The following is a 20,689-nucleotide window of genomic DNA, read 5'->3' as shown; positions in this document are numbered from 1 at the left end:
CATGTCGAAATTCTTTATCGACCGTCCGATCTTCGCCTGGGTTATCGCCCTGGTGATCATGTTGGTCGGGGCTCTAGCGATCCTCAAACTGCCGATCAACCAGTACCCGAGCATCGCGCCGCCCTCGATCGCGATCTCCGTGACCTATCCGGGAGCCTCGGCGCAGACCGTGCAGGACACCGTGGTCCAGGTGATCGAGCAACAACTCAACGGCATCGACAACCTGCGTTATGTGTCCTCGGAAAGTAACTCCGACGGCAGCATGACCATCACCGCGACCTTCGAGCAAGGCACCAACTCCGATACCGCGCAGGTCCAGGTGCAGAACAAGCTCAACCTGGCCACCCCGCTGCTGCCGCAAGAAGTACAGCAACAGGGCATCCGCGTGACCAAGGCGGTGAAGAACTTCCTGCTGGTGATCGGCGTGGTTTCCGAGGACGGCAGCATGTCCAAGGACGACCTGTCGAACTACATCGTGTCGAACATGCAGGACCCGATCTCCCGGACCCCGGGTGTCGGTGACTTCCAGGTGTTCGGTGCCCAGTACGCCATGCGGATCTGGCTCGACCCGGCCAAGCTGAACAACTACAACCTGACCCCGGTAGACGTGAAGACCGCGGTCGCCGCTCAGAACGTCCAGGTGTCCTCCGGTCAGCTTGGCGGCCTGCCTGCCGTGCCTGGCCAGCAACTGAACGCCACCATCATCGGCAAGACTCGCCTGCAGACCGCCGAGCAGTTCAAGGCGATCCTGCTGAAGGTCAACAAGGATGGTTCGCAAGTACGCCTGGGCGACGTCGCGGACGTTGCCCTGGGCGGCGAGAACTACGCCATCAGCGCCCAGTTCAATGGCAACCCGGCTTCCGGCCTGGCGGTGAAACTGGCCAACGGCGCCAACGCGCTGGATACCGCCAAGGCGCTGCGCAAGACCATCAGCGACCTGGAGCCCTTCTTCCCGCCAGGCATGAAGGTGGTATTCCCGTACGACACCACCCCAGTGGTGACCGAATCCATCAAGAGCGTGGTCGAGACGCTGGTGGAGGCCATCGTCCTGGTGTTCCTGGTGATGTTCCTGTTCCTGCAGAACTTCCGTGCCACGGTGATCACCACCATGACGGTACCGGTAGTGCTGCTGGGTACCTTCGGCATCCTCGCGGCAGCCGGTTTCAGCATCAACACCCTGACCATGTTCGGCATGGTGTTGGCCATCGGCTTGCTGGTGGACGACGCCATCGTCGTGGTGGAGAACGTCGAACGGGTGATGCAAGAGGAAGGGCTGTCACCCAAGGAAGCGACCAAGAAATCCATGGGCCAGATCCAGGGCGCCCTGGTGGGTATCGCCCTGGTGCTGTCCGCGGTACTGCTGCCGATGGCGTTCTTCAGCGGCTCCACCGGTGTGATCTACAAGCAGTTCTCGATCACCGTGGTTTCGGCCATGGCCCTGTCGGTGCTGGTTGCCCTGATCTTTACCCCTGCCCTGTGCGCCACCATGCTCAAGGCCATTCCTGAAGGCCATGGCGAGAAACGCGGCTTCTTCGGCTGGTTCAACCGTACCTTCGACCGCAGCGTGAAAAGCTACGAACGCGGCGTGGCCAGCATCCTGAGGCACAAGGCGCCGTACCTTCTGGCTTACCTGCTGATCGTGGTGGGCATGATGTGGCTGTTCACCCGCATCCCGACCGCGTTCCTGCCGGAAGAAGACCAGGGCGTACTGTTCGCCCAGGTCCAGACGCCAGCCGGCTCCAGTGCCGAGCGGACCCAGGTGGTGGTCGACGAAATGCGTTCCTACCTGCTGGACAAGGAAAAGGACACCGTCGCCTCGGTATTTACCGTGAACGGCTTCAACTTCGCCGGTCGTGGCCAGAGTTCGGGCATGGCTTTCATCATGCTCAAGCCATGGGGCGAGCGCTCTGCGCAAAACAGCGTGTTCAACCTGGCCCAGCGCGCGCAGATGCACTTCTTCAGCTTCCGCGACGCGATGGTGTTCGCCTTCGCCCCTCCGGCGGTACTGGAGTTGGGTAACGCCACCGGTTTCGACGTGTTCCTCCAGGACCGCGCCGGTATCGGCCACGAGAAACTGATGGCGGCACGCAACCAGTTCCTCGGCATGGCGGCCCAGAGCAAAGTACTGGCCCAGGTCCGTCCGAACGGCCTGAACGACGAGCCACAGTACCATCTGACCATCGACGACGAGCGCGCCAGCGCCCTGGGCGTGACCCTGAGCGACATCAACAACACCTTGTCGATCGCCTTGGGTAGTAGCTACGTCAACGACTTCATCGACCGCGGTCGGGTGAAGAAGGTGTACATCCAGGGCCAACCCGGTGCTCGCATGAGCCCCGAGGACCTGAAGAAGTGGTACGTGCGCAACAGTGCCGGGACCATGGTGCCGTTCTCGTCCTTCGCCAAGGGTGAATGGATCTACGGCTCGCCGAAGCTGGCCCGCTACAACGGCGTAGAGGCCATGGAGATCCTCGGTGCCCCGGCCCCCGGCTACACCACCGGTGAAGCCATGGCCGAGGTCGAAGCCATTGCCGCCAAGCTGCCACCAGGTGTCGGTATTTCCTGGACCGGCCTGTCCTACGAGGAACGCTTGTCGGGCTCCCAGGCGCCAGCGCTATACGCCTTGTCCCTGCTGATGGTGTTCCTGTGCCTGGCGGCGCTGTATGAAAGCTGGTCGATCCCGATCGCGGTCATGCTGGTAGTGCCACTGGGGATCATCGGCGCACTGATGGCCACCAGCCTGCGCGGCCTGTCCAACGACGTGTACTTCCAGGTGGGTCTGTTGGTGACCATCGGCCTCGCGGCGAAGAACGCCATCCTGATCGTCGAGTTCGCCAAGGAGCTGCACGAACAAGGCCGCTCCCTGATCGACGCCGCGGTCGAAGCCTGCCGCATGCGTCTGCGGCCGATCATCATGACCTCCCTGGCCTTCGTCCTCGGGGTCGTGCCTCTGGCCACCTCCAGCGGCGCTGGCGCGGGTAGCCAGCATGCGATTGGCACCGGCGTGATTGGCGGTATGCTTACCGCGACGATCCTGGCGATCTTCTGGGTCCCGCTGTTCTTCGTCGTCGTATCGTCCATGGGCCGCAGGAAAGCGGACCAATCAGAAACTACTGCAAACTCTAATGAGGCTGGCCAATGAGCAAGTCGCTACTCTCCCTGGCAATCACCGCCATCGCGCTAAGTGGTTGCTCGCTGATACCGGATTATCAGCGCCCGGACGCGCCGGTGGCGGCGCAATTCCCCCAAGGCCCGGCCTATTCGCCAAAGGAGGCCGCCAACGTGGCGGCCGCCGAACAAGGCTGGCGGCAGTTCTTCCATGACCCGGCCCTGCAGCAACTGGTCCAGGTCGCCCTGGAAAACAACCGCGACCTGAAGGTCGCGGCGCTGAACATCGACGCCTATGCCGCGCAGTACCAAATCCAGCGGGCGGACCTGTTCCCCGCCATTTCCGCCAACGTCAGCGGCCAGCGCCAGCGCCTGCCGGCCCGGGTATCGGGGACCGGCGATGATCGGATCTCCGGCCAGCATTCGGCTACCGTGGGCATCAGTGCCTACGAGCTGGACCTGTTCGGTCGCGTGCGCAGCCTGAGCGAGCAAGCGCTGCAGAACTACTTCTCCACTGAAGAAGCCCGGCGCAGCACCCAGATCAGCCTGGTGGCCAGCGTCGCCAATGCCTACATCACCTGGCAGGCCGACAAGGAGCTGCTGAAGCTGACCCAGGAAACCCTGGCGACCTACGAGGAAAGCTACCGCCTGACTTCGCGCAGCAACGAGGTCGGGGTCGCCTCGGCCCTGGACCTGAGCCAGTCGCGTACCTCCGTGGAAAACGCCCGGGTGCAACTGGCGCGCTACACCCGCCAGGTAGCCCAGGATGAAAACAGCCTGACCCTGCTGCTGGGCACCGCGATCCCGGCCAACCTGCCGGCGGCCCAGCCGCTGTCGGCCGATCTGCTGAGCGAGTTGCCGGCCGGCCTGCCGTCCGAGCTGCTGCAACGGCGTCCGGACATCCTCGAGGCCGAGTACAAGCTCAAGGCCGCCAACGCCAATATCGGCGCGGCCCGCGCGGCGTTCTTCCCGCGCATCAGCCTGACGGCCAACGCCGGCAGCCTGAGCCCGGATCTCTCCGGCCTGTTCAAGGGTGGCTCGGGGACCTGGTTGTTCCAGCCGCAAATCAACCTGCCGATCTTCAACGCCGGCAGCCTGCGCGCCAGCCTGGACTACTCCAAGATCCAGAAGGACATCAGCGTCGCCCAGTACGAGAAGTCCATCCAGACCGCCTTCCAGGAAGTCTCCGATGGCTTGGCCGCACGCCAGACCTACAACCAGCAGTTGCAGGCCCAGCGTGATTTCGTCAGCGCCAACCAGGACTACTACCGCCTGGCCGAGCGCCGCTACCGCATCGGGGTCGACAGCAACCTGACCTTCCTCGACGCCCAGCGCTCGCTGTTCAGCGCCCAACAAGCGCTGATCACCGACCGCCTGGCGCAGCTGACCAGCGAGGTCAACCTGTACAAGGCCCTCGGCGGGGGCTGGAGCGAGCAGAGCGCGAAGAACGAGCAAACGGCGGAAAAGAAAGCCCCTGAGCTGCATCTGTTCTGAAGCCTGAACCGGCTGCATGAAAAACCCACCTCACGGTGGGTTTTTCGTTTGTAGTCCACGGCCAAGGTCGACCACCCCGCCCTCGCCTACGGCGCCTGGCGCGACTCCACCCCCAGTTCATCCCACACCGATTCGGCCAGGTGGAAGGTGGCGTTGGCTGCCGGGATCCCGCAGTAGATGGCACTCTGCATGATCACTTCCTTGATCTCGCCCCGGCTCACGCCGTTGTTCGCGGCCGCCCGCAGATGCAGCTTGAGCTCCTCGTTGCGGTTCATGCCGATCAGCATGGCGATGGTGACCAGGCTGCGGGTATGCCGGGGCAGTCCCGGACGGGTCCAGATATCGCCCCAGGCATGGCGAGTGATCATGTCCTGGAACTCCGAGTTGAACTCGGTCAGGGCTGCCAGGCTGCGCTCGACATGGGCCTCGCCCAGCACCGCGCGACGCACCTGCAGGCCTTCGGCATAGCGTTGCTTTTCGTCCACGAATGGCTCCTTGGGTGGTCGCTCAGGCCAGCAGGAAGTCCAGGACCCGGGCGCTGAAGGCATCCCCGGCCTGGACGTTGGACAGATGCGCGGCGCGGAACTCGGCGTACTCGGCGCCCGGCACCCGCTGCTGGATGAAATGCCCGCCAGCCGGTGGGGTGACGGCATCGTCGCTGCCGGCGATCACCAGGGTCGGCACCTTGATCGCCGCCAAGTGCTCGCGCAGGTCGGCATCGCGCACTGCGGCGCAGTTGGCCGCGTAGCCCTCGGGCGAAGTGGCGGCCAGCATGTCGGTGATCAGCTTGGCCTGGTCCGGATGGGCCTCGGCGTAGTCCGGGGTGAACCAGCGGGCGATGGACGCATCCCGTAGCGCCACCATGGCGGCCTGGCCGTCACGCAGCACCGTCTCGATCCGCGGGTTCCACACCGAAGGGTCGCCGATCTTGGCCGCGGTGTTGCACACCACCAGCTTGCCCAGGCGCTCGCCGGCATGAATTCCCAGCCACTGGCCGATCAACCCGCCCATGGACAGGCCGCAAAAATGCGCACGCGCGATATCCAGGGCATCGAGCAACGCCAGTACATCGCGCCCCAGTTGCTCGATGCTGTAAGGCCCCGCGGTGACCAGGGACCGGCCATGGCCACGGGTATCCATGCGCAGGACCCGAAAATGCTCGGTGAAGAGCGGCATCTGCTTGTCCCACATGTGCAGGTTGGTACCCAAAGAGTTGGACAGCACCAGCACCGGCGCCTGCTCCGGCCCCTCCAGTTGATAATGCAATTCGCCCCCGGCGAGTTTCACGAATCCCACGGCAATCTCCTTCAGGCCTTCAAGGCAAAATGTTCAGCCACGGCGCGCTCGACCCAGGTCTTGGCCTGGCCCAGGTAATGCGCCGGGTCCAGCAGGCGATCCAGCTCCAGCGCCGACAGCTCGGCACTGACCTGGGGATCCTCGCCCAATACCCCGCGCAGGTGGCGTTGCTCGGCCACCGCGCGCTTGCAGCATTGTTCCAATAGATGGTGGGCGGTCTCGCGCCCCAGGCGCTGGGCCAGGGCCATGCTTACCGCCTCGGCCAGAACCAGCCCCTGGGTCAGCTGGAGGTTGTGCGCCATGCGCTGGCGGTCCACCTCCAGGTCCTCGACCAGCGACAGGGCCTGGTGCAGGGCGCCGGATACCAGGCAGCAGATCTCCGGCAGGGTTTCCCATTCGGCATGCCACAGCCCCAGGCTGCGCTCGTGCTCCTGGGGCATGGCGCAAAACAGTGTCGCCAGCAACCCCGGAACCCGGGTCGCGGCGCTGATCAGCACCGCCGAGCCCACCGGATTGCGCTTGTGCGGCATGGTCGACGAGCCGCCCTTGTCCGCCGCCGCCGGCTCGAATACCTCCGCCGCCTCGGTCTGCATCAGCAGGCTGATATCCCGGCCCAGCTTGCCCAGGCTGCCGGCCAAGAGACCGAGGCTCGAGGCGAACTCCACCAGGCGATCGCGCTGGGTGTGCCAGGGCTGCTCCGGCAAGCCCAGGCGCAGTTCCTCGGCCAGGGCCAGAGCCACCGGTAGCGCTTGCTCGCCCAAGGCCGCCAGGGTCCCGGAGGCCCCGCCGAACTGCAGCACCAGCAAGCGCGGCTTGAGTTGCTGCAAGCGTTCGCGACCGCGGGTCACCGCCCCCAGCCAGCCGGCGATCTTCATGCCCAGCGTGACCGGAGTGGCATGTTGCAGCCAGGTCCGGCCCGCCAGGGGCAGGTCGGCGTATCGCTCGGCCTGGGCGACCAGGCACTCCCCCAAGCGCTCAAGATCCTGTTCCAACAGGTCCAGGGCGCTGCGCAGTTGCAACACCAGGCCCGTGTCCATCACATCCTGGCTGGTAGCGCCCAGGTGCACATGGCGCTCGGCTTCGGGAGCGTTTACGGCCACTTGCCGGCCCAGGGCCTTGACCAGCGGGATAGCCGGGTTGCCCGCCGTGACTATGGCCTCGCCCAAGGCCTGCAAGTCGTACCAGCCGACCTGGCAGGCGGCCTCGATCGGCGCGACGGCGCTGGCCGGGATCAACCCCGCCCGGGCCTCGGCCCGGGCCAGGCCGGCTTCGAAATCGAGCATCGCCTGGATTCGGCCCTGGTCGCAGAACACCTTGCGCATTGGCCGGGCGGTGAAATAGGCATCGAACAGCTGGTTGCTCGCAGCTAGGGTCATAAGGGTCCTTGGCAGCCTGCGCCCACCCGGACGCAGGCTCGTGGTTCAAAGATCGTGGTGCAGGTAGGCAGCCTGCCTGGGCAATCGCAGACTGAACAGGAAGGCGATGGCCATCATCACCGTAACGTACCAGTAGAAGGTATTTTCCATCCCCATGTTCTTGAAGTTCAGGGCCACCCATTCCGCCGAACCCCCGAAGATCGCATTGGCCACCGCATAGGCCAGCCCCACGCCCAGCGCCCGGACTTCGGGCGGGAACATCTCGGCCTTCACCAGGCCGCTGATGGAGGTATAGAAACTGACGATGGCCAACGCCAGGGTAATCAGCACGAATGCCAGGAGCGGGCTGCTGACGGTCTTCAGGGCCAGCAAGAGCGGCACCGTGAACAACGTACCCAGGGCGCCGAACCAGAGCATGGAGTTACGCCGGCCGATACGGTCGGCGAGCATGCCGAACAGCGGTTGCATGCACATGTACAGGAACAAGGCGCCAGTCATGACATAGCTGGCGGTCTTGGCGTGCATGCCGGCAGTGTTCACCAAGTATTTCTGCATGTAGGTAGTAAAGGTATAGAAGATCAGCGAACCACCGGCGGTGTAGCCCAGCACCGTGATGAAGGCCGCCAAATGGTGCTTGAACAGCGCGGCGATACTGCCGGCGTTCTTGTCCTCGCGGGTTTCCCGGCTGCTGGTTTCCTTCAGCGAACGACGCAGCAACAACGAGATCAGGGCCGCGATGGCGCCGATCATGAACGGAATGCGCCAGCCCCAGGCCTTGAGCGCGGCCTCGTCGAGGAACTGCTGGATGATCACCAGCACCAGCACCGCCAGCAGTTGCCCGCCAATCAGGGTCACGTATTGGAATGAAGCGAAGAAACCGCGCTGGCCCTTGAGCGCCACCTCGCTCATGTAGGTAGCGGTAGTGCCGTACTCGCCGCCCACCGACAGGCCCTGGAACAGCCGTGCCAGCAGCAGCAGGAACGGCGCCCAGGCGCCGATGCTGGCATAGGTCGGCAGGAAGGCGATGACCAGGGAGCCAGTGCACATCATCAGCACCGAGATCATCATCGAGTTCTTGCGCCCGTGGCGATCGGCAACCCGGCCGAACAACCAGCCGCCGATCGGGCGCATCAGGAACCCGGCGGCGAACACGCCGGCGGTGTTGAGCAATTGCACCGTGGGGTCGTCCGAGGGAAAGAACGCCGGGGCGAAATAGATGGCGCAGAAGGCGTAGACATAGAAGTCGAACCATTCCACCAGGTTGCCGGACGAAGCACCGACAATGGCAAAGATCCTTTTGCTGCGTTCCTCTCCGGTGTAGTGACTTGTAGTTGTAGTCATGTTTTTTCACTCATGGGGGACAGTGTCAGTCTAGACATACTTGGCAACACTCCCGTTCCACAGTCTCCATGACCAGGCTGCCCCGCAGCCGCCTCGACGGCTGCGGGCAATCGGCGTCAGACCCGTTCGATGGCCAGGGCCAGGCCCTGCCCGACCCCCACGCACAAGGTGGCCAGGCCTTTCCTGCCGCCGGTCCGCTCCAGTTGGTGCAAGGCCGTCAGCACCAGCCTGGCCCCGCTCATGCCCAGCGGATGGCCCAGGGCGATGGCGCCACCGTTGGGATTGACCTGGGGCGCGTCATCCGCCAACCCCAGTTCCCGCAGCACCGCCAGGGCCTGGCTGGCGAACGCCTCGTTGAGTTCGATCACATCGAAATCGCCCACCGCCAGGCCCAGGCGCTGGGTAAGCTTGCGCACCGCCGGCACCGGGCCGATGCCCATGACCCGTGGCGCCACTCCAGCGCTGGCCATGCCCAGGACCCGGGCCCTTGGCGTCAGGCCGTGCTGCCTCACCGCATCGGCCGAGGCCAGGATCAACGCGGCGGCGCCGTCGTTGACCCCCGAGGCATTGCCAGCGGTGACGCTCTTGTCCGGCCCATTCACCGGCTTGAGTTTGCTCAAGGCCTCCAAAGTGGTCTGCGGGCGCAGGTGCTCGTCATCCTCGACGAGGATTTCACCTTTCTTGTGGGCGATGCGCACCGGTACTATTTCTTCGGCGAAAAAACCCGCCGCCTGGGCCGTCGCGGCCTTGCGCTGGCTGCGCAGGGCGAAGGCGTCCTGGTCGGCCCGGGAGATCCGCTGCTCATCCGCGACGTTGTCGGCGGTCTGGGGCATGGCATCCACTCCATACCGGGCCTTCATCAACGGGTTGATGAAACGCCAGCCGATGGTGGTGTCCTCCAGTTGCATGTTGCGGGAAAAGGCACCCTCGGCCTTGCCCATGACGAAGGGCGCACGGGACATCGACTCCACGCCGCCGGCGATGGCCAGTTCCATCTCGCCACTGGCGATGGCGCGAAACGCCGTACCCACAGCCTCCATGCCCGAGGCGCAAAGACGGTTGAGGGTCACGCCCGGCACGCTATCCGGCAGGCCGGCGAGCAGCAGCGCCATGCGCGCCACGTTACGGTTGTCTTCGCCGGCCTGGTTGGCACAACCGAGGAACACTTCGTCCAGCGCGCTCCAGTCCACTTGCCGGTTGCGCTCCATCAGCGCCTTGATCGGCAAGGCCGCCAGGTCATCGGCCCGCACGCTGGACAAGCCACCGCCAAAGCGGCCGATGGGGGTACGAATGGCATCGCAGATGAATACGTCGCGCATCAGGCTTCTCCCGGGGCTTGGCCATGGGCAGCGGCGGTACGAGCCTCCAGTTCGCGCAGCGCCGTCAGTTCCAGCGCGGTGGGTGCGCTGGTCTGGGTCACCTGCTCGGCGAAGCGAATCGCCCAGCCCGTGGCCTCTATCACCTGTTCACGGGTCACTCCCGGATGCAGGGAAGTGACGACGAACTCATGACTGCCTGCCTCAGGTTCCATGATGCACAAGTCGGTGATGATCCCCACCGGACCGGCGCCCGGCAGCCCCAGGCGCTGGCGCGAGTCGCCGCCTTCGCCATGGCCGACCGAGGTGACGAAATCCAGCTTGTCGACGAAGGAGCGGGCGGACTGCTTGAGGATGATCAGCACGCTCTTGGCCGAGCCGGCGATCTCCGGCGCACCGCCAGCTCCCGGCAGGCGCACCTTGGGCTGGTGATAATCGCCGACCACCGTGGTGTTGATATTGCCGAAGCGGTCGACCTGGGCCGCCCCCAGGAAACCCACGTCGATCCGCCCGCCCTGCAGCCAGTAGCGGAAGATCTCCGCGGTGGGGACCACGGTATCGGCGGTTTCCGCCAGTTCACCGTCGCCGATGGATAGCGGCAGGACACTGGGCTTGGCGCCGATCGGGCCGGATTCATAGATCAGCACCACGTCCGGCGACGAAGTGAGGCGCGCCAGGTTGGCGGCCTTGGACGGCAGGCCGATGCCGACGAAGCATACCGAGCCGTTGCGCAGGCGCCGGGCCGCGGCCACGGTCATCATTTCATTGGTGGAGTAAGTCATTGCCGGGCCTCCCGGGCTGCGGCCAGCTTGGCCTGGAATTCACTGAAGTCGGCAGTGCCGCGAATGTACTGGTCGATCCATGCGGTGAAGCTCTGGCGATCGCGGGCGATGGGGTCCCAGGCCTGGTAGAAACGATTGTCGCGCTCGGAATACCCGTGGGCGTAGGACGGATGGGCACCGCCAGGCACATGGCACACCGCGCTCAGGGCCCAGGTCGGCAGCACGCAGGCATTCATCGGCGCCTCGAGGTCATCGACGATCTCCTCGACGGTGACGATGCAGCGCTGGGCGGCCAGCGCCGCCTCCTTCTGCACGCCGAGGATGCCCCACAGCAGGACGTTGCCCTTGCGGTCGGCTTTCTGCGCGTGGATCACCGTGACGTCCGGACGTACCGATGGCACCGCCGCCAGCACTTCACCGGTGAAGGGGCAAGTCACGCTCTTGATCAGCGGGTTGACCTTGGGCAGGTCGGACCCGGCGTAAGCCCGCAGCACGGCGAACGGCAAACCCGAGGCCCCGGCGACGTAGGCATTGGCCAGGTCGGCATGGCTGTGCTCTTCGATCTCCAGCGGCCGCGGCCATTGTTTTTCCACGGCGTCGCGCAGGCGATGCAGGGACCCCACGCCCGGGTTGCCGCCCCAGGAGAAAATCAGCTTGCGGGCGCAGCCGGCCCCGATCAGTTGGTCGTAGATCAGGTCCGGGGTCATCCGCACCAGGGTCAGCTCCTGCTTGCCCTGGCGAATGATTTCATGGCCCGCGGCCGTGGGGATCAGGTGGGTGAAACCTTCGAGCGCGACGGTGTCGCCATCGTTGATCAACTGCTTTACGGCCTCGTGCAGCGAGAGGATTGCAGCCATGGAGGGAGTCTCCCGGTGGGTGTCCAGCGACTGGGGAAAGGCGCTCAGGTGGCGCCGCAGTGGCTGAAGGTTAAGCCGGGGCAAAACCACGGAACAATCCGATAATCGACTAAACGTTCGATTATCGAACAAATTATTGCAGAGCTATCCATGACCTCGACCCCGCAACCACCGACTGATCGCCGGCAAGCGAGGTTAAGATCCAGGACTCAAGTGGCGTCGGCATGGCTGATCCGCCCCTTGATCAACACCGCTGCGGTGGCCAATGCAGCGGGAATCATCAGGGCGCTGAGCACCTGCGCGAAGTTCCAGCCCATACCCAGCAGGGCCGCGCCCATCCAGGCGCCGAGAATCGCGCCGAACCGCCCGATGCCGAGCATCCACGACACACCGGTGGCCCGGCCCTGGGTCGGATAGAAACGAGCGGCCAGGGACGGCATCGCCGATTGCGCGCCGTTGACGCACATGCCGGCGACCAGCACCAGGCTGGCCAACAACGCCATGTTGCCCAGGCTCTGGCCAACGGCGTAGGCGAAGGCTCCGGCCAGCAGATAGCAGATGCCGATCACCTTGTGCGGGTCGAAGCGGTCCATCGTCCAGCCCACCAGCACCGCACTGAGCACTCCGCCAAACTGGAACAGGGCGCCGATGAAGGCGGCCTGCTCCAGGCTCGCCCCGCTGTCGCGCATCAGGGTCGGCAGCCAGCTGGTCAACAGGTAGACGATCACCAGCCCCATGAAATAGGTCAGCCACAACAACAGGGTGCCAAGGCTGCAGGTGGCCGAGAAGATCACCGCAAGCACGTTGCGCGCCCGCACCGTCTTCTGCTCCGGCACGCTGAAACTGCCGGCCTCGCGGACCAGGGCCGGGGCTATCGGTGCCAGGGCCTTGCGCACCTTGTCGGTGCCAGCACCGCGCACCACCAGGTAACGTGCCGATTCCGGCAGCCAGATCAGCAGCACCAGGACCAGGAGCAGCGGCAAGACTCCCCCTACCAGCAACAGGCTATGCCAGCCGAAGGCCGGGATCAGCTTGGCGGAGATGAACCCACCCGCGGCCATGCCCAGGTTGAAACCGCAGAACATGCTGGTCACCAGCAGCGATTTGTGGCGCTCGGGGGTGTATTCGGCAAGCAGCGTAGTGGCATTGGGCATGCCCGCGCCGAGCCCCAGGCCGGTGAGGAACCGCAAGACCAACAACTGCTGGACGCTGGCGCTATAGGCCGACGCCAGGCTGAAGACGCCAAACAGCGCCACCGCGCCCACCAACACCACCTTGCGCCCAAAGCGGTCGGCCAGCGGCCCGGAACCCAGGGCGCCGAAAACCATGCCGATCAGCGCAGCGCTCATGACCGGACCGAGGCTGGCGCGGTCGATGCCCCAGTCCTGGGACAGCGCCGGAGCGATGAACCCCATGGCCGCCGTATCCAGGCCATCGAGGAAAACGATCAGGAAACACAGGATCACCACCCGCCACTGGTAGGACGACAGCGGTTGGGCATTGATGAGGGACTGCACATCGAGGCAGTTCCCTACTGCGGATTGCGGTTGGTTCATGGCTGTTCATCCATGCAAGGCCACCAGTGCGCAACATTCCGCCCGGGTAGGTCGGATCACGACGGCAAGGGCCAATCAGCCGGCAGGCAAGGCGACGCGGCAATGATGGGAACAAGGGCGCACGGTGAACATGCTCATGGGGCTGGCCTCTTCTTTATTATTGGATGGCGCAACTGGGCGGATCGCACAGGGAATGCGGGCTGGGGATGTGCGCAGCCCAAGACACTGGCGCGACATTAATCAGCCCGGGGAAACAGCGTCAATTCGCCAGGAGCGGATCTGGGCGTTTATCGAACAGCTTAAGTGAACAGTTGGGCGCTGAGTTCGCGGCTGGCGCTCAGCAGGCCGGGAAGAAAGCGCTGCTGCAGTTCGACGTGGCTGACCCGGCTGGCATGGGTGCTCACATTCAACGCTGCCAGCACCTGGCCTGACGCGTCGTACACGGGCACGGCGATCGAACGCAGCCCCTGCTCCAGTTCCTGGTCGACGATGCACCAACCCTGCTGGCGTACCTGGCGCAGGCACTCCAGCAATGCCTGCGGGGTATGCAGGGTGCGGCTGGTCTTGGCCTGCAGGTCGGCATGCTCGAGGTATTCGTGCAGCGAGGAGTCATCCAGCGCGGCCAGCAGGATCCGTCCCATGGACGTGCAATAGGCCGGCAATCGGCCGCCCACCGAAAGATCGACGGAAATCAGCCGCTGGGTGGTGGCCGAACGGGCGATGTAGAGGATGTCGTCACCCTCCAGGGTCGCCATGTTGCAAGCCTCGTGCAGCTGCTCGCTCATGCGGTCCAGGTAGGGTTGTGCGGAAACGGCCAGGGGCGTCGAGGACAGGTAGGCATGCCCGAGGGTCAGCACCTTGGGCAGCAGTGAATAGGTGCGTCCGTCGGTAGTGGCATAGCCGAGCTTGATCAGGGTGTGCAGGCAGCGACGCACTGCAGCCCGGGGTATTTCCGTACGGTGGCTGATCTGGGCGATGGTCAGGTGCCGCTTGCGCTCCTGGAACGCCTGGATCACCGCCAGCCCCCGGGCCAGGGAGGTCATGAAGTCCGGATCGCCGGTGAACGCCTGGATCCTCTTCGCCGCCGAGGCCACGATCGGCGGAGCCATCGAGGTGAAGGAGTTACGCATCTGATCGTTCATTTCAGGCTCCCTGCGGCGAGGCTAGCGATATTCGACATGCCGTACAGCGGATGATGGCGATAACGGACGATTATCGAACCGCCCATCGGTAAGCGCAATCAACCGTCCCGGAGCAATGACCATCAGTTCGTTGACTCTTGAAGGTAACAATCATCCGGTAAAATTACCGCCTCCCGTCAGGCAAAGTGCCGGGGAAACTCGGGCGCATGAAGATGAATAAAACTTGCGCGTAACAAAGGACTCACAATGAAGTTAGCAATTTTAAACTTCATAGACATCCAGTGAATCTTTATCGAAGCTATACTGCACGAACGAGGGAAATGGGCTCAGTTCCCCTTCCACCTCATCCAGGTGATGGACTGCGGTAACCAGACACCTGCCGCAAGCGCTTGACCCCAAACACTATTTGGCCAATCCGTTTGCAATAGACGACGCTGTTGCTACGACAGTCGTTTTCATCCGGTGACGTAGCCGCGTGCAATTAGAGGCGCGTGTGCAAGGATTGCCACTCCCAAGCCCGAGTGCTGGGGAGTCTGCTTTCCCGTAGGCGCGCCACTGCCACGCGTTACACCGGAATGGACCTTACATAATTAGGTAACACTGTGACGAAAGACGAACTGCGCGCGGAACTTGAGCGCCAGGAGCAACGTTACAAGGAAGTTTACGGTGGCGAGGTGACTCTTTATGCCGCCCAGCCCGAACCTGAACGCAAACCTTGGCGCAAACGCGCCAGCATTCGCGACCAGGCATTCATCCAGGAACTGCAGAAGATGGAAAAAGAGCTCAAGGCCGACCAGCCATGATGTGGGCGGCTTGAGCTTTCGAGGGCTTGCCTCCCTTGCCCGCACGATGATCTCGGCGGCAGGTAGTCCATTGATGCCCGCCTTCACGAGCCTCCAGTACGTCGCGCTATCGAAACGAGGAACGCTACCCGGCAGGCCCTCAGCGTGAAATTTCATACAAGCGTTTTAACCCTCTTGAAGCCGCCCCTGGCCACCAACCAGCAGGTTATGGCCCAGTAAAATCAGCGGGTTACCGCCCCAGGAAGAAATCGGAGAAAACTCTGCTCCGGGTCAGTTTTTTCGTTGAAGAATGTTACCGGTGAGCAGCTTGTGCGTTGATTAGTAGGGTTTTCTGGCATAATCGCGCCCCCTTATGACCGGGTCAGAAAACCTTCATGATCGATTTATTCAGCGGACTGGATGCTTGGGTGCTTGTGAGCCTCTTGCTCGCCCTGGCTTTTGTCCTCGCCTACGAGTTCATCAACGGCTTTCATGACACCGCAAATGCGGTTGCCACTGTTATCTACACCAAAGCCATGCCGCCGCACCTGGCCGTGTTCTTTTCCGGTGTATTCAATTTCCTCGGCGTGCTCCTCGGCGGTGTCGGCGTGGCCTACGCCATCGTCCACCTGCTGCCGGTCGAGCTGCTGATCAACGTCAACACCGGCCACGGCCTGGCCATGGTCTTCTCCTTGCTGGCCGCAGCCATCGCCTGGAACCTGGGGACCTGGTACTTCGGCATTCCCGCCTCCAGTTCCCACACCCTGATCGGTTCGATCCTCGGTGTCGGCCTGGCCAATGCCCTGCTCAACGATATCCCCCTGGGTGATGGCGTGAACTGGCAGAAAGCGATCGATATCGGCGCATCCCTGGTGTTCTCGCCCATGGCCGGCTTCATTATTGCAGCGCTGGTATTGATCGGCCTGAAGTGGTGGCGGCCGATCTCGAAGATGCACAAGACCCCGGAACAGCGGCGCAAGGTCGACGACAAGAAGCATCCGCCATTCTGGAACCGCCTGGTGCTGGTGATCTCGGCCATGGCCGTGAGCTTCGTCCACGGCTCCAATGATGGCCAGAAAGGCATCGGCCTGATCATGCTGGTGCTGATCGGCATCGTGCCCGCGCAGTTCGTGCTGGACCTCAACAGCACCACCTACCAGATCGAGCGTACCCGCGACGCCACCCTGCACCTGAGCCAGTTCTACCAGCGCAACCACGAGTCCCTGGGCGAATTCCTGGCCCTGGGCAAAAGCGTGAAGGACGATCTCCCCGGCAAATTCCGCTGCAACCCGCAGCAGACCGAACCGACCATCAGCGCCCTGCTGAGCAGCCTCAAGGGCGTTTCCGACTACCATTCGCTGTCCCCGGAAGACCGCATCGAAGTCCGCCGCTACTTGCTGTGCCTGGACGACACGGCCAAGAAGGTCGGCAAGCTGCCTGGCCTGGCCGCCCGTGAAAAAGCCGACCTGGACAAGCTGCGCAAGGACCTGACCGCCACCACCGAATACGCGCCGTTCTGGGTGATCCTGGCCGTGGCCCTGGCCTTGGGCCTAGGCACCATGATCGGCTGGAAACGCGTGGTACAGACCATCGGCGAGAAGATCGGCAAGCAAGGCATGACCTACGCCCAGGGCATGTCGGCGCAAATCACCGCTGCCGGCCTGATCGGCCTGGCCAACGTGTTCAGCCTGCCAGTGTCCACCACCCACGTGCTCTCCTCCGGCGTGGCCGGGACCATGGTCGCCAACAAGAGCGGACTGCAAGGTGGCACGGTGAAGACCATCCTGATGGCCTGGGTCCTGACCCTGCCAGCCACCGTGGCCCTGTCGGCCGGCCTGTTCTGGGCCGCCTCGAAGGTCCTGGGCACCTGAACAAATCCCGGCCAGAAAAAAGGTGCGCCCCCTGGGGACGCACCTTTTTTTATGCCCGGCATTCGATGTCCGACCCTTTCCTGCAGGCAAAAAAAAGGGCAACCGAAGTTGCCCAAAATGCCTTGCGTGCTCGTTGCTCTGGAGAGACTTAAGGTTTTTTACGCTTGTTGGCGTCTTTCCAGATGAAGAATCCAAAACCTGCGAAGAACAGCACCATGAGGCCGACGGTCAGCACTCCGGCGAACACCACATTGTCGAAAAACATGACCAGCCTCCTGCTCGTGCCTCGTTGCGATGGAGCTAAGTTAACCAAAGAGGCGCAGGGGAAAATTGACCGGCGTCAATGACGCCAAGGACGGGGGGCGAGGAAGGGGGAATAACTGACCTATATCAACGGAAAACGCCCGGTTCAGCGCTTTTTCGGTTTGTTTTTAGGTTTTTTCTTCGGCTTGCCCAAGGGCATCGCTTGCTCGAATGCCTGGCGCACTTCGTTCAGGCGCTTTTCGTTGAGGTCATGCACGCGCTTGGCGCGTTCGGCGTTCAGGTCGATCAACTTGGGTTCTTGCTTCATGGCGTGCATCACGAATGATCAATGGCGAATGGGGACAATAATGCGGCGTGACGCTGCCCCTGACCAGTCATCTGGCCTGTATCGGCACAATAAAATCTCTGCCTCGGGACCTTTTTAATCGCACAATGGCCCCTTGAACCGTCCCAGGAAAGCCATCGTGGAAATGCCCAAGCACTTGCCGCCGCTGCTGGCCCTGCGCGCCTTCGAAGCCGCAGCCCGGCACCTGAGTTTCAGCAAGGCCGCCCAGGAGCTGTGTGTCAGCCAGAGCGCCATCAGCCATCAGGTGCACAAGCTCGAAGAGCATCTGGGCCAGCCACTGTTCATCCGCCGCACCCGGGCCATCGACCTGACCCACGCCGGTGCGGCCTACCACCGGCAGATCCACCCGGCCCTGGAGCAGATTGCCCAGGCCACCCAGGCGCTACGGGTCGCACCTGCCCCCAAGGTGCTGCGCGTCGGCCTGCTGGCCTCCTTCGCCACCTTGTGGCTGGCACCGCGCCTGGCCGACTTCAACCGGCGCTACCCACAGATCCAGCTGGAACTGCAAGCCTGCATCGAACTGGCGGATGTCGCCGGGGCCGAGGTCGACCTGGCCATTCGCTACGGCAAGGGCCACTGGCCCCGGGTCAGCGCCACCCGCCTGCTGGCCGAACAGCTATCGCCGGTCTGCAGCCCCGAACTCAAGGCCACGACCCTGGCCACGGCCCCACGGCTGATGGCCCACTCCCAGCAGCCCTTCGAGTGGCACGACTGGAGCGCCTGCCATGGTTTCGACCTCAGCCCGCACCCGCCCGTGATGCTGCACGACTACAACATCGTGGTGGAGGCGGCAGTGGCCGGCCAAGGCCTGGCCATGGGCCGGCGCCGCTTGATCCAGCGTCACCTGGACCAGGGCAGGCTGGTTCAAGCCTTCGACCTGCCGCCCCTGGACAGCCAGATCGGCTACTGGCTGGTCACTGCCGAAGGCGGGGCAAGCCCGGCCGCGCAATGCTTCGCCCAGTGGCTGCAAGAACAGGCCGAACATCCATGAGCCATTTGGATACATCGGATTAGATCTATCCGTTTGTCGTCCCACGGAACGAAAGCCGATGCTGCAGGCCTTTGACCCGAGGACTCACCATGAACCACTCCTTGAAGCATCGCGTGCAGCAACTGGGCCTGGAACTACCGGAGCCCAGCCAGCCGGCCGCCAACTATGTCAATCACGTACGCAGCCAGAACCTGCTGTTCATCTCCGGCCAGATCCCCCTGCTCCAGGGCGAACCCGCCCTGCTCGGCCGGCTCGGTGAGAACCTATCGCCGGAACAAGGCGCCCAAGCCGCCGAACTGGCCGCCCTCGCCCTACTGGCCCAGCTGGGAGCGGCACTGGATGACGACCTGTCGCGCTTGCGGCGCATCAGCCGCCTCGGCGTGTTCATCGCCGCCAGCGGTGACTTCCAGGACCACAGCGGCGTAGCCAACGGTGCCTCAAACCTGCTGGTCAACGCCCTCGGCGACAAGGGCCGGCATGCCCGTACCGCCGTGGGCGTGGCCAGCCTGCCCGCCGGGGTCGCCGTGGAAGTGGACGGGATCTTCGAGCTGCAACCATGACCCTGTCGGGCCCGGCCCAACTTGCCCGGCTACGCCAAGCCACGCCGGGCTGCGCGCGGGTCTGCCATTTCAACCATGCCGGTGCCTCGCTGCCCAGCCAGGGCACCCTGGATGCCATGCACCAGCAGTTGCAGCACGAAGCCCAGCAAGGGCCGATGGAGGCCGCCACGACGACGGACTGGCCGGAACGGGCCCGCCGCCTCGCGGCCCGCCTGCTCAATACCTCGGCCGAAGCGATCGCCTTCGCCAGCAGCGGCTCAGCCGCCTGGAGCCTGGCCTTCAACGCCCTGCCCCGCTGGCGCAGCGGCGACCGGATCCTGGTGGGCCGCCACGAATGGGGTGGCAACCTGGCCTGCATGGCGCCAGCGATCGCAGCGGGGGCGCAACTGGAGATCATTCCCTGCGACAGCCATGGCGCGGTGTCGGTCCCGGCCCTGGAGTCGATGCTCGATGCACGGGTCCGCCTGATCGCCCTGACCTGGCTACCGGCCAATGGCGGCCTGATCAACCCCGCGGCCGCCATCGGCCACCTGGCGCGCCAGTGGCACATTCCCTATTTCATCGATGCCGGCCAGGCCCTGGGCCAACTGCCCTGTGATGTCCAGGCCCTGGGCTGCGACGTCCTCAAGGGCGCCGGGCGCAAGTACCTGCGCGGCCCACGGGGCACGGCACTGCTTTACGTGAGGCCTGGTTTTCTCGAACGGTTGCAGCCCCAGCAACGGGATGTGCTGTCGGCGCCCTGGGACGGCCAGGGCTTCAGCCTGCGCGGCGATGCCCGACGCTTCGAAACCAGCGAGGTGTCGCAGGTCCTGCTGGCCGGATTGGCCAATGCGCTACAGGAACTCGAGGAGATCGGCATCCAGGCCATCGCACAGCGCATCGCACGCCTCAGCGGGCTATTGCGCGCAGCCATGGACCGCATACCCGGCCTGCAACGCCGCGACCTGGGCGTACCCGGACGGCAATCCGGGCTGATCGCCTTCACGCTCGAGGGCTGGGACAGCCTGGCCCTCAAGGCGCAACTGGGGCGCCAGGGCATCAACATCGGCGCCAACGGCGTGGCCTACACCCCGCTGGACATGCAGGCCCGGGGCTTGGCCAACATCGCGCGGGTCGCGGTGAGCCATCTCAATACCGAAGGGGAAATCCAGCGCCTGCTGCGGGCGCTCGAGGAACTGGCCAGACGTGGTCCGGCGGGCTAGACCTGCACGTCCACCCAGAGGCCCTGGCGCGGGGCATCTTCGATCAGCGGTGCCACCGGCACCGTGTTGTCGGCATTCAACTCGTCACCGGGCACCGCCAGGTGCTGCTCGGGATCGTCCTGTTCCTCGCGCTGGCGTCGCTGCCGTTCCTGCTGGCGCTGCTGTTCCTCGCGCAGCAGCAGGGCCGACTGCTCGGCATCGCGCTTTTGCAGGTCGATGGTGCTTTCATTGGAGCTCTCCTGCACCGGCACCACGGGCGGGATGTCCGGGCGCTGGCGGATCGGATCCTGCTGTGAAGTGACGGGCACGGCACTCAAGGGGAGCATCGGTGGCAGCATGTTATAGGTCTCCTGTCAGCAGGCTGTCGGCTGCGGCATGGGCGACTTGAGCCATCGGTCGCAAAAC

19 protein-coding genes are annotated in these 20,689 nt (G+C 64.1%); 7 read left to right on the top strand and 12 right to left on the bottom strand.

Annotated elements, in window-relative coordinates:
* Position 1: 1 nt before the first annotated feature.
* Together H7A76_RS07475 and adeC are read left to right on the top strand one after the other, a co-directional pair.
* Positions 2-3,142 carry an efflux RND transporter permease subunit gene (locus H7A76_RS07475; protein ID WP_185697912.1) on the top strand — a complete coding sequence of 1,047 codons (3,141 nt, stop codon included), beginning with the start codon at positions 2-4 and terminating at the stop codon, positions 3,140-3,142.
* Positions 3,139-4,602 (top strand): AdeC/AdeK/OprM family multidrug efflux complex outer membrane factor, encoded by a 1,464-nt coding sequence (adeC, locus tag H7A76_RS07470; RefSeq protein ID WP_185697911.1) that lies wholly within the window; start codon positions 3,139-3,141, stop codon positions 4,600-4,602. Before H7A76_RS07475 ends, adeC begins: the two co-directional genes overlap by 4 nt.
* Positions 4,603-4,688: 86 nt before the next feature.
* Here the strand turns inward: adeC and pcaC are convergent, their stop codons facing one another.
* The 9 genes from pcaC to pcaR form a co-directional block, all read right to left on the bottom strand.
* Entirely contained in the window at positions 4,689-5,087 is a 399-nt protein-coding gene (pcaC, locus tag H7A76_RS07465; protein WP_185697910.1) for a 4-carboxymuconolactone decarboxylase, read from the bottom strand.
* Positions 5,088-5,109: 22 nt separating this feature from the next.
* Positions 5,110-5,898: a 3-oxoadipate enol-lactonase gene (pcaD, locus tag H7A76_RS07460; protein WP_185697909.1), complete on the bottom strand. Its 789-nt coding sequence runs from the start codon at positions 5,896-5,898 to the stop codon at positions 5,110-5,112.
* Positions 5,899-5,909: 11 nt separating this feature from the next.
* Positions 5,910-7,274, bottom strand: coding sequence for a 3-carboxy-cis,cis-muconate cycloisomerase (locus tag H7A76_RS07455; RefSeq protein ID WP_185697908.1), 1,365 nt, complete (start codon positions 7,272-7,274; stop codon positions 5,910-5,912).
* A 45-nt stretch (positions 7,275-7,319) separates the two neighbouring features.
* On the bottom strand, positions 7,320-8,615 hold the full coding sequence (locus H7A76_RS07450; protein ID WP_185697907.1) for an MFS family transporter: 1,296 nt from the start codon (positions 8,613-8,615) through the stop codon (positions 7,320-7,322).
* 116 nt (positions 8,616-8,731) lie between these two features.
* Positions 8,732-9,937 carry a 3-oxoadipyl-CoA thiolase gene (gene pcaF / locus H7A76_RS07445; RefSeq protein ID WP_185698145.1) on the bottom strand — a complete coding sequence of 402 codons (1,206 nt, stop codon included), beginning with the start codon at positions 9,935-9,937 and terminating at the stop codon, positions 8,732-8,734.
* Entirely contained in the window at positions 9,934-10,713 is a 780-nt protein-coding gene (locus tag H7A76_RS07440; RefSeq protein WP_185697906.1) for a CoA-transferase subunit beta, read from the bottom strand. Before H7A76_RS07440 ends, pcaF begins: the two co-directional genes overlap by 4 nt.
* Positions 10,710-11,570, bottom strand: coding sequence for a CoA transferase subunit A (locus tag H7A76_RS07435; RefSeq protein WP_185697905.1), 861 nt, complete (start codon positions 11,568-11,570; stop codon positions 10,710-10,712). The genes H7A76_RS07440 and H7A76_RS07435 overlap by 4 nt, the downstream gene beginning before the upstream one ends.
* Positions 11,571-11,779: 209 nt before the next feature.
* Positions 11,780-13,126, bottom strand: a complete 1,347-nt coding sequence (locus H7A76_RS07430) for an MFS transporter (protein ID WP_185697904.1) — start codon at positions 13,124-13,126, stop codon at positions 11,780-11,782.
* Between the two features lie 299 nt (positions 13,127-13,425).
* Positions 13,426-14,268 carry a pca regulon transcriptional regulator PcaR gene (gene pcaR, locus H7A76_RS07425; protein WP_185697903.1) on the bottom strand — a complete coding sequence of 281 codons (843 nt, stop codon included), beginning with the start codon at positions 14,266-14,268 and terminating at the stop codon, positions 13,426-13,428.
* Positions 14,269-14,870: 602 nt separating this feature from the next.
* Between pcaR and H7A76_RS07420 the strand changes: the two genes are divergently transcribed.
* Positions 14,871-15,071 carry a hypothetical protein gene (locus H7A76_RS07420; protein ID WP_185697902.1) on the top strand — a complete coding sequence of 67 codons (201 nt, stop codon included), beginning with the start codon at positions 14,871-14,873 and terminating at the stop codon, positions 15,069-15,071.
* A 374-nt stretch (positions 15,072-15,445) separates the two neighbouring features.
* A complete protein-coding gene (locus H7A76_RS07415) occupies positions 15,446-16,921 on the top strand; it encodes an inorganic phosphate transporter (protein WP_185697901.1) in 1,476 nt (491 codons plus the stop codon).
* A gap of 148 nt (positions 16,922-17,069) precedes the next feature.
* Here the strand turns inward: H7A76_RS07415 and ccoM are convergent, their stop codons facing one another.
* Positions 17,070-17,186: a cytochrome c oxidase subunit CcoM gene (ccoM, locus tag H7A76_RS32600; RefSeq protein WP_007959205.1), complete on the bottom strand. Its 117-nt coding sequence runs from the start codon at positions 17,184-17,186 to the stop codon at positions 17,070-17,072.
* Positions 17,187-17,330: 144 nt separating this feature from the next.
* Positions 17,331-17,492: a hypothetical protein gene (locus H7A76_RS07410; RefSeq protein WP_185697900.1), complete on the bottom strand. Its 162-nt coding sequence runs from the start codon at positions 17,490-17,492 to the stop codon at positions 17,331-17,333.
* 163 nt (positions 17,493-17,655) lie between these two features.
* On the opposite strand from H7A76_RS07410, the gene gcvA reads away from it, so the two are divergent.
* From gcvA to H7A76_RS07395, 3 genes are all read left to right on the top strand, one after another.
* Complete coding sequence (gene gcvA / locus H7A76_RS07405) at positions 17,656-18,522, top strand: transcriptional regulator GcvA (protein ID WP_185698144.1); 867 nt, start codon at positions 17,656-17,658, stop codon at positions 18,520-18,522.
* Between the two features lie 89 nt (positions 18,523-18,611).
* Positions 18,612-19,082 (top strand): RidA family protein, encoded by a 471-nt coding sequence (locus H7A76_RS07400; RefSeq protein ID WP_185697899.1) that lies wholly within the window; start codon positions 18,612-18,614, stop codon positions 19,080-19,082.
* Positions 19,079-20,284: an aminotransferase class V-fold PLP-dependent enzyme gene (locus H7A76_RS07395; RefSeq protein ID WP_185697898.1), complete on the top strand. Its 1,206-nt coding sequence runs from the start codon at positions 19,079-19,081 to the stop codon at positions 20,282-20,284. Before H7A76_RS07400 ends, H7A76_RS07395 begins: the two co-directional genes overlap by 4 nt.
* On the opposite strand, the gene H7A76_RS07390 is transcribed toward H7A76_RS07395, so the two are convergent.
* Entirely contained in the window at positions 20,281-20,622 is a 342-nt protein-coding gene (locus H7A76_RS07390; RefSeq protein ID WP_022642750.1) for a hypothetical protein, read from the bottom strand. The two genes, H7A76_RS07395 and H7A76_RS07390, sit on opposite strands and share 4 nt — an antisense overlap.
* Between the last annotated feature and the right edge of the window lie 67 nt (positions 20,623-20,689).

Origin of the sequence: Pseudomonas sp. MSSRFD41 (assembly GCF_014230245.1) — a bacterium.
GTDB classification, from domain to species: domain Bacteria; phylum Pseudomonadota; class Gammaproteobacteria; order Pseudomonadales; family Pseudomonadaceae; genus Aquipseudomonas; species Aquipseudomonas piscis.
Note: the sequence above shows the minus strand (reverse complement) of the source record. Positions and strands in the feature narration are given on the sequence as shown.